The following is a 9,034-nucleotide window of genomic DNA, read 5'->3' on the forward strand; positions in this document are numbered from 1 at the left end:
ATTCTATATACAGTAAGATAAATTCCTTACTAGCCTGGCATTTGAACGAATTTACTTCCCAGAAAGAAAAGATTGAAAATCAACAAATTAAGTAAAGGTTGACCCCGCAACGTTTTGTCATGAAACGACAGTTTTCTGAAAAAATATTATGTTTCATGAAGGGTTTTTAAGGGAAGATATAGAAGTATACAAGTAGTACCAATAAAGGAGGAGTTCATTTATGCTAAACTTTAATATTCGTGGTGAGAACATCGAGGTAACTCCAGCGATTCGCGAACACGTTGAGAAGAAAATTGAAAAACTTGAGAGATACTTCACTGAGGGTGCGAACGCAACTGCAAACGTAAATATGAAAGTGTATAATGATAAACAAACGAAAGTGGAAGTAACAATTCCGATGAAAAACTTAACACTCCGTGCTGAGGAGCGTCATACTGACCTGTATGCAGCGGTCGATCTAATTGTTGACAAACTGGAACGTCAGATTCGAAAATATAAAACAAGAGTGAACCGTAAATACCGTGAACGCGAAGGAGTGGCAGCATTCTTTGAATCGGTAAATAAAGCCAACTCTCAAGCGAATGATTACGCGAGTGAAGAAGACCAGGAATTCTCGGTCGTACGTACGAAGCGATTCGATTTAAAACCTATGGACGAAGAAGAAGCGATTCTTCAAATGAATATGCTTGGCCACGCGTTCTTCGTTTACACAGACGCAGAGTCTGACGAAACAAATATTGTTTATAAACGCAAAGATGGACAGTACGGATTAATTGAAACAAACTAAATGAATGAATAAAAGGAATCCTTAGGTGCTAGACTACCTAAGGATTCCTTTTTTGTTGTATAGGGACAAGAACGCGTAAATTCGCCATTTACAAGCACTCGGCTTATTTTTAAATATAATAGAGGGTTGGTACATTTGCACGGTGCATTTACGAGTGTTAAAATGAAGGGTGAACTTAATGAGGATGTGACCTAAATGCTTAGCGTATTAACTAAAATGTTTGATGGAAATAAACGTGATCTGAAACGACTTGATAAAATTGCTGATCAGGTAGAAGCCCTTGCAGCAGATATAGGGAAGCTATCGGATGATGGTTTAAAAGGAAAGACAGAAGAATTTAAAAAACGTGTTGCAAATGGGGAAACGCTTGATGCACTTCAAGCAGAAGCATTTGCAGTTGTACGCGAAGCTTCGAAACGTGTACTTGGTATGACTCCATTCCGTGTTCAAATTGTAGGTGCCGCTGCTTTACATGAAGGCAATATCGCCGAGATGAAAACAGGGGAAGGGAAAACGTTGACATCGACGCTTGCGGTTTATTTAAATGCGCTTGCTGACAAAGGTGTACACGTTGTAACAGTCAACGAATACCTTGCAAGTCGTGATGCCAATGAAATGGGACAGCTGTATGAATTTCTTGGATTAACAGTTGGACTGAACTTGAATAGTATGACTAAGGAAGAAAAACGTGAAGCTTATGCGGCCGACGTTACGTATAGTACGAATAATGAACTTGGTTTTGATTACTTGCGCGATAATATGGTGCTTTATAGTGAACATAAAGTACAGCGACCACTTTTCTTTGGTGTCATCGATGAGGTTGACTCCATTTTAATTGATGAAGCGCGTACGCCACTTATTATTTCAGGGCAAGCCGCGAAAGCTGCAGAGCTTTACAGACTTTCAAATATGTTTGTTAAAACACTCAAAGAAGAAGAGGATTATTCATTCGACGAATCGACTAAAGGTGTTGTTTTAACGGAAAAAGGTATTGAAAAAGCTGAGAAGTCCTTTAATATTGGGAACTTATTCGATCTTGACCATGTTGAATTGAATCACGTAATTAACCAATCATTAAAAGCATATGTAAGTATGCACATTGATATCGATTATGTTGTTGAAGAGGGCGACGTCGTTATTGTTGACTCATTCACGGGTCGTTTAATGAAAGGTCGACGTTATAGTGATGGACTTCACCAAGCAATTGAAGCAAAAGAAGGTCTAGAAGTTCAAAATGAAACAATGACACTTGCAACGATTACGTTCCAGAACTTTTTCCGGATGTATGAAAAACTTTCTGGTATGACAGGAACAGCGAAGACAGAGGAAGAGGAGTTCCGTAATATATACAATATGAACGTTATTGAAATTCCTACGAATCGTCCAATTGTTCGTGATGACCGTGCGGATTTAATTTATTCTTCAATAGAAGGAAAATATAAAGCCGTTGCTGAAGATATTAAAGAGCGCAATGCGAAAGGACAGCCGGTTCTTGTTGGGACAGTAGCCATTGAAACGTCTGAAATTATTTCAAAGTATTTAACAAAATACGGCGTGAAACATAATGTATTGAACGCAAAAAATCACGGACGTGAAGCTGAAATTATTTTAGAAGCGGGCCATAAAGGTTCTGTTACAATCGCGACGAACATGGCAGGGCGTGGAACGGATATTAAATTAGGTGAAGGTGTCGTCGAAGTTGGCGGTCTTGCAGTTATTGGTACTGAACGTCACGAGTCACGCAGAATTGACAATCAGTTGCGTGGTCGTTCTGGACGTCAAGGAGACCCGGGGATTACGCAATTTTACTTGTCACTTGAAGATGAATTAATGCGCCGTTTTGGATCTGACCAGATGAAATCGATGATGACGAAACTTGGTATGGATGATACGACGCCAATTCAATCTAAAATGGTATCACGTTCAGTAGAAGCGGCACAAAAACGTGTTGAAGGAAATAACTTTGATGCGCGGAAACGTTTACTACAGTATGATGATGTATTACGTCAACAAAGAGAAATTATTTACAAAGAACGGAACGAAGTAATTGATTCTGAAAACATTCGTAGTATTGTAGAGAATATGTTGGAAGATGTAATTGCTCATGCCGTTGAAGTCCATACAGCGGAGGAAAATGCCGCGGATTGGAATTTGAAAGGGCTTGAAGAGTTCCTAGGTGCGAATCTTCTTCCTGAAGGCCGTCTGACACAGTCTGAACTTGCTGGGAAAACAGCGGAACAGATTGAAGAAAGCATTAAGGAAGCCGTGTTTACACGTTACGATGAGAAAGAAGAAGAAATGACGAGTGAGCGTATGCGTGAATTCGAGAAAGTTATTCTTCTGCGTGCAATTGATTCGAAGTGGACGGATCATATTGATGCAATGGATCAGTTGCGTCACGGAATTCATTTACGTGCATACGGTCAGACAGATCCACTCCGAGAATATCAGAGTGAAGGATTTGCTATGTTTGAAGAAATGACAACATCTATTGCAAATGATGCTTCGAAGTTTGCAATGAAAGCCGAAATTAGAAATAACCTTGAGCGTGAAGAAGTTGTGAAAGGTCAGGCTGTGAACCCAAAAGAAGATGGTGAAAAAGCAACGAAAAAACCAGTGCGTCGTGCAGTGAACGTCGGACGAAATGATCCGTGTACTTGCGGTAGCGGTAAGAAATTTAAAAATTGCCACGGGAGAAACTAATCGACCGGGCAAACCCATTTCAGGAGGAAACTATTATGATTGAATTATCCGATGTACGCAACGAGCTAGACAAAACTGCTAAGAAATTAGTCGACTTTAGGGGGTCTCTTTGACTTAGAAAACAAAGAGGCACGAATTCAAGAATTAGATGAAGTGATGTCAGAACCAGGTTTTTGGGATAACCAAGACACTGCACAAAAAGTCATTTCAGAATCAAATGCATTAAAAGATGTTGTAGAAGAGTATAAGGAGTTAACCGATGCTCAGGAAAACTTGGAAATGACGCTTGAGCTACTACGCGAAGAGTTCGACGAAGAGATGCAAGAAGATCTTGGCGGCGAGTTAAAAGAATTTAAGAAGCAGCTTGAGGCATTTGAACTACAAATGCTCCTTAGCGATGAATTTGACCAAAATAATGCGGTGCTTGAACTTCATTCGGGAGCCGGTGGTACAGAATCACAAGACTGGGCATCCATGCTTTTGCGAATGTACACGCGTTGGGCCGAGCAACATGGTTTCAAAGTTGAAACAATCGATTATCAAGCGGGCGATGAAGCTGGAGTAAAATCGGTCACATTGTCTATTAAAGGCCATAACGCATACGGTTATTTAAAAGCTGAAAAAGGTGTTCATAGACTTGTACGAATTTCACCATTCGATTCATCGGGTCGCCGTCATACATCGTTTTCATCTATTGAAGTTATGCCGGAATTCGATGGCGATATAGATATCGAAATACGTACAGAAGATCTGAAAATTGATACGTACCGTTCAAGCGGCGCGGGTGGACAGCACGTCAACGTGACGGATTCAGCTGTTCGAATTACTCATCTACCAACAGGTGCAGTTGTAACATGCCAAACAGAACGGTCACAAATTAAAAACAGAGAACGTGCAATGAACCTCCTAAAATCGAGACTTTATCAAATCAAAGTTGAAGAAGAGGAAGCACGCTTACTGGAAATTCGTGGTGACCAAAAAGAAATTGGTTGGGGAAGTCAAATCCGTTCATACGTATTCCACCCGTATTCGATGGTAAAAGATCATCGTACCGATGCAGAAACAGGCAACGTTGGGGCGGTAATGGATGGCGAAATCGATTTATTTATTAATGCGTATTTAAGGTCACGTATTTCTTAAGTCGAAAAATAAGCTGAAAGTGTATTTCGGTACACTTTTCTTTTCTTAATATAGGTTTAAAAACGTTGGAAATAGTGAATATTATAACATATGGGCATACCAAATGGACAAGTCACTTTTAGAATGATGAATGGACAAAGTTCACAAAGTCGATACATTTCCTGAAAGGTTGATAAGAATGCTTTTGTTGACAGTTTTGTCGGAAGAATGTCCATTCACTAATGCTTCACAAGCGATTTGTTTTGGTATACTTAAGTATGAAGTACATTACTTATCATTGGAGGGAAAAGAGTGAAGAAAAAACTTTTAGCAGTTATATTTGGAGCGACACTTGTCCTTGGTGCATGTGGCGGCGGTGGCAACAAAGCGAAGGATGAAAAGCCCGCGAACGAAGGTGCAACATCTTCGATTGACGCGGAAGCAATTGTTCAAAAAAGTTGTGTTTCGTGCCACGGTGGAAACCTTGAAGGTGGAATGGGACCTGCGCTAGATAAAATTGGTGGAACATTGTCTGAAGAAGAAATTCACACTGTAATTGTTGAAGGAAAAGGCTCTATGCCTGCCGGTATTATCAAAGGTGAAGAAGCAGACGCCGTTGCAAAATGGCTTTCTGAAAAGAAATAATATTCAGTTCGAAACTGCCCTCAGATATTTTGTCTGGGGGCAGTTCTTTAGTTCTTTAGTTCTTTAGTTCTTTGTCAAATAACGTTAGTGAAGAATAAATCGTCCGCAAAATAGTTTGTTGATCAGGCTTCCAAGTCATTTAAGCAACTTGGGAGCCTGATTATTTTACTTGAAATGATAAAGATTTTTGTTCGACCACCTCAAGTTTGAAATGAAGAAGAATACGGTTCTTGTAGTTGCTAAAGTTACGGTAGCCATAAGCGATCCATTTTAAGACTTTGATTTTAATATCATTAAAATGAGACAAGTGATTTCCATCCTCTTCTCCTGTTTTTTTGGGAGAAGGGGATTTTCTTTCACCAATGTCATATATTGTACAACCGTTTTTTCTGTTTGGATGAAAAATATGTTTTGGAAAAAGTATTTCATGCAGAAGACAAATATAATAAAGAATCACCCTAAATGTACAGTGTTTTTCTAGTCTTCAGTATGATTAGTCAACCCCACTGGTCTTTAAGGGTCGTTATCATAATGAAATACAACTGTAATAAACTAAAGTGCGAAACATGTTATACTATGCTTGTTGCTTTAAATCAGAACAACTAATATTCAGGTGGTTTTAGTATGATAGTGATGAAAAATGTTCACAAGAAATACCCAAACGGTGTTGTAGCCGCGAATGGAATCGATATTGAAATTAAGCGTGGCGAATTTGTTTATGTTGTCGGACCAAGTGGAGCCGGAAAATCGACATTTATCAAAATGATGTACCGTGAAGAAGTCCCAACGAGTGGTGAGATTATTATTAATGACATTAATCTGGCAACCCTTCGCAGAAAAAAAGTTCCCTATTTAAGAAGGAATATGGGAGTTGTATTTCAAGACTTTAAACTTTTGTCGAAATTGAATGTATATGAAAATGTGGCGTATGCCCTTGAAGTAATTGAAGAAAATCCAGATGAAATAAGAAAAAAAGTAACAGACGTCCTTGCTCTTGTAGGACTTACACAAAAAGCACGCATGTTTCCTGATGAATTATCAGGCGGGGAACAACAACGAGTCTCCATTGCAAGATCAATAGTCAATGTTCCCGAAGTCGTCATTGCAGACGAACCGACAGGAAATCTAGATCCCGATACGGCTTGGGAAATTATGAAGATTTTTGAAGAAATCAATGCAAAAGGTACAACAATTGTTATGGCAACGCATAATAAAGACATTGTCAATACGATCAGGCATCGCGTTATCGCGATAGACGGCGGAATCATTACCCGTGATGAATCCGGAGGTGATTACGGCTATGAAAGCTAGAACTATAAAACGACATTTCCGTGAAAGTTTTAAGAGCATCGGACGAAATGGATGGATGACATTTGCATCGATTAGTGCGGTCACCGTTACTCTTCTTCTCGTAGGTGTTTTCATTGTAATCATGATGAATTTGAACAAAATGGCTGACAATATAGAGAATGATGTAGAAATAAAAATGACTGTCGATTTAATCGCAGATGAAGCCGCCGTTGCAAAGCTTGAAGAACAATTGAATGCGATGGACGGTGTACTAGACGTAGAGTATTCTTCGAATGAGAAAGAATTAGATAAAATGATTGAAGGTTTTGGTGACGAACTAGGCTTGTATAAGCAAGACAACCCCCTTCGACATGCTTTTTATATTAAAGCATCGGATCCTCAACAAACTCCAATTGTTGCGAAAAAGATCGAATCATTCGAATACGTGTATGAAGTTGTTTACGGTGAAGGGAAAGTCGAGAAGCTGTTCAATGTGCTGAATTCTGGTCGAAATGTTGGACTCGCACTTATCCTAGGGCTTCTATTCACAGCAACATTCCTAATATCGAATACAATCCGTATTACAATTGTTGCAAGAAGAAAAGAAATTGAGATTATGAAACTTGTAGGAGCAACGAATAACTTTGTCCGTGTTCCGTTTCTACTAGAAGGTATTTGGCTCGGTATTTTAGGGGCAATTCTACCAATGATTATTATTACAATTGCTTATTGGAATTTACATAAGTATTTATCACCCAAACTTGAGGGAGAGTTTTTCCAACTATTGAATATGTCGCCATTCCTTTACCAACTAAATGGACTGATGTTGCTCATGGGCGTGTTCATAGGAGTTTGGGGAAGCTTTATGTCTGTTCGTAAGTTTTTAAAAGTTTGATGAGATGACTAGAGATATAAGATTTGAGAGGGGTATTTAGAAATTGAGAGCGTACAAATGGGTTTTATCGAGCTTTATCGCGGTACTTTTACTATCATCTACATTAGGTAGTCCGGGAGTTTCCGCAAGCACGTTATCGGATATGCAACAAAAAAAGCAGGAACTAGAAGCAAAGAAACAAAATTTGAATTTAGATATCAATCAAAAAAACACTGAAATTAGTACAAACAAGTCAACAATAAATAATATTACAGCTCAAATAGATTCATTAAGCGTTAAAATCAACGACACAAATAGTAAAATTGAAAAACTTGAAGCAGAAATTGAAAGCACTACAAAAGAAATCGAAGCGTTGCATGCCTCGATTCAAGAACTCGAAAAAAGAATTGCAGAGCGTGATGTAGTACTTCGCGAGCGTGTTCGTACGATGCAAGTGAATGATGGTACTGTAAATTATATAGACGTTTTACTTGGTGCCAATAGTTTTTCTGACTTTATCGATCGTTTTTCTGCGGTAACTTCGTTAATGGAAGCAGATCGCGACATTATGACAGAACAAGCAAATGATCAGAAGTTATTGGAAGAGGAAAAGGCGTTAGTCGAAAAAAGACTTGCTGAACAAGAAGCAAACAAAGAAGAACTTAACAACTTGAAAGCTACACTTGAAACACAAAAAGCTAAAAACAACGAACTTGTCAAATCACTTGAAGTTGAACAAGCGAAACTTGTGAATGAAAAATCAGGCCTTCAAACTGAATTTAATGAAACGCTAGAAGTTAGTAAGGAAATTGAAGCAAGTATTATAGCCGAGCAAAACCGCTTAGCCGAAGTTGCAAGAAAAGCAGCTGAAGAACAACAACGTAAACAAGAAGCTGAAAGGGCTGCCGCAGCAGCAGCCGCTAATAATTCAACGAATAACAGTAGTACTGGTAAATCTAGTACTTCAAGCAATTCAACGAACAACAGCAACCCAAGTAAACCAACTGTAACTGCACCGCCTGTTTCAAGTGGATCATGGACAAGACCTACAACTGGTCGTGTAACTTCTGGATTCGGTTACCGCAACATCAGTTATGGATCTAAACAGCACCGTGGAACTGATATTGCAAATTCAGCAGGGACTCCGATTGTTGCGGCAGGTTCGGGTGTCGTTTCTTACGCGGGAATTCTTGGAACGTACGGAAATGTTGTTATGATTACACATTCAGTTGGTGGTCAAACGTATACAACACTTTATGCGCATATGTCAGGTTATGGCGTATCCGTTGGTCAACAAGTGTCAAAAGGTCAATATATAGGTGCAATGGGTGGAACTGGTGCCGGTGGTAGACCGCAATTTGGTGTACATCTCCATTTCGAATTCCATATTGGAAACTGGTCTTCAAAAGGATCAAGTGCACAAAACCCAGTAAATCATGTACCAATTTAAATAAGAAAATGGCCCGCCTTGTAGTGCACCCCAAAAGTTAGAGTTAAAAACTAACTTTTGGGGTGTTTTATTATGGCTAAATATAGTGATGAATTTAAAGTAATGATTGTGCGTGAATATCTAGCGGGACTACTTGGATATAAACGGTTAGCTGAAAAATATAAAA

7 protein-coding genes are annotated in these 9,034 nt (G+C 39.0%); all 7 read left to right on the forward strand.

Annotation, left to right across the window (positions count from 1 at the left end; translation table 11 throughout):
• Positions 1–220 precede the first annotated feature (220 nt).
• The 7 genes from hpf (at position 221) to KSU66_RS04140 (ending at position 8,868) form a co-directional block, all read left to right on the forward strand.
• On the forward strand, positions 221–787 hold the full coding sequence (hpf, locus tag KSU66_RS04110; RefSeq protein WP_269050143.1) for a ribosome hibernation-promoting factor, HPF/YfiA family: 567 nt from the start codon (positions 221–223) through the stop codon (positions 785–787).
• Positions 788–982: 195 nt separating this feature from the next.
• Positions 983–3,490 carry a preprotein translocase subunit SecA gene (secA, locus tag KSU66_RS04115; protein ID WP_269050144.1) on the forward strand — a complete coding sequence of 836 codons (2,508 nt, stop codon included), beginning with the start codon at positions 983–985 and terminating at the stop codon, positions 3,488–3,490.
• 38 nt (positions 3,491–3,528) lie between these two features.
• A protein-coding gene (gene prfB, locus KSU66_RS04120; protein WP_269050175.1) for a peptide chain release factor 2 occupies positions 3,529–4,630 on the forward strand; the annotation gives its coding sequence in 2 pieces (ribosomal slippage) (positions 3,529–3,600 and positions 3,602–4,630; 1,101 coding nt in all).
• Between the two features lie 291 nt (positions 4,631–4,921).
• The gene (gene cccB, locus KSU66_RS04125; RefSeq protein ID WP_269050145.1) at positions 4,922–5,254 is read left to right on the forward strand and encodes a cytochrome c551; all 333 of its coding nucleotides are present in this window, start codon (positions 4,922–4,924) and stop codon (positions 5,252–5,254) included.
• Between the two features lie 624 nt (positions 5,255–5,878).
• Positions 5,879–6,565, forward strand: coding sequence for a cell division ATP-binding protein FtsE (ftsE, locus tag KSU66_RS04130; RefSeq protein ID WP_269050146.1), 687 nt, complete (start codon positions 5,879–5,881; stop codon positions 6,563–6,565).
• On the forward strand, positions 6,555–7,439 hold the full coding sequence (gene ftsX / locus KSU66_RS04135; protein WP_269050147.1) for a permease-like cell division protein FtsX: 885 nt from the start codon (positions 6,555–6,557) through the stop codon (positions 7,437–7,439). The genes ftsE and ftsX overlap by 11 nt, the downstream gene beginning before the upstream one ends.
• 43 nt (positions 7,440–7,482) lie before the next feature.
• A complete protein-coding gene (locus KSU66_RS04140; RefSeq protein WP_269050148.1) occupies positions 7,483–8,868 on the forward strand; it encodes a murein hydrolase activator EnvC family protein in 1,386 nt (461 codons plus the stop codon).
• Positions 8,869–9,034 lie beyond the last annotated feature (166 nt).

The sequence above is a fragment of the Sporosarcina sp. G11-34 genome, from assembly GCF_026931025.1.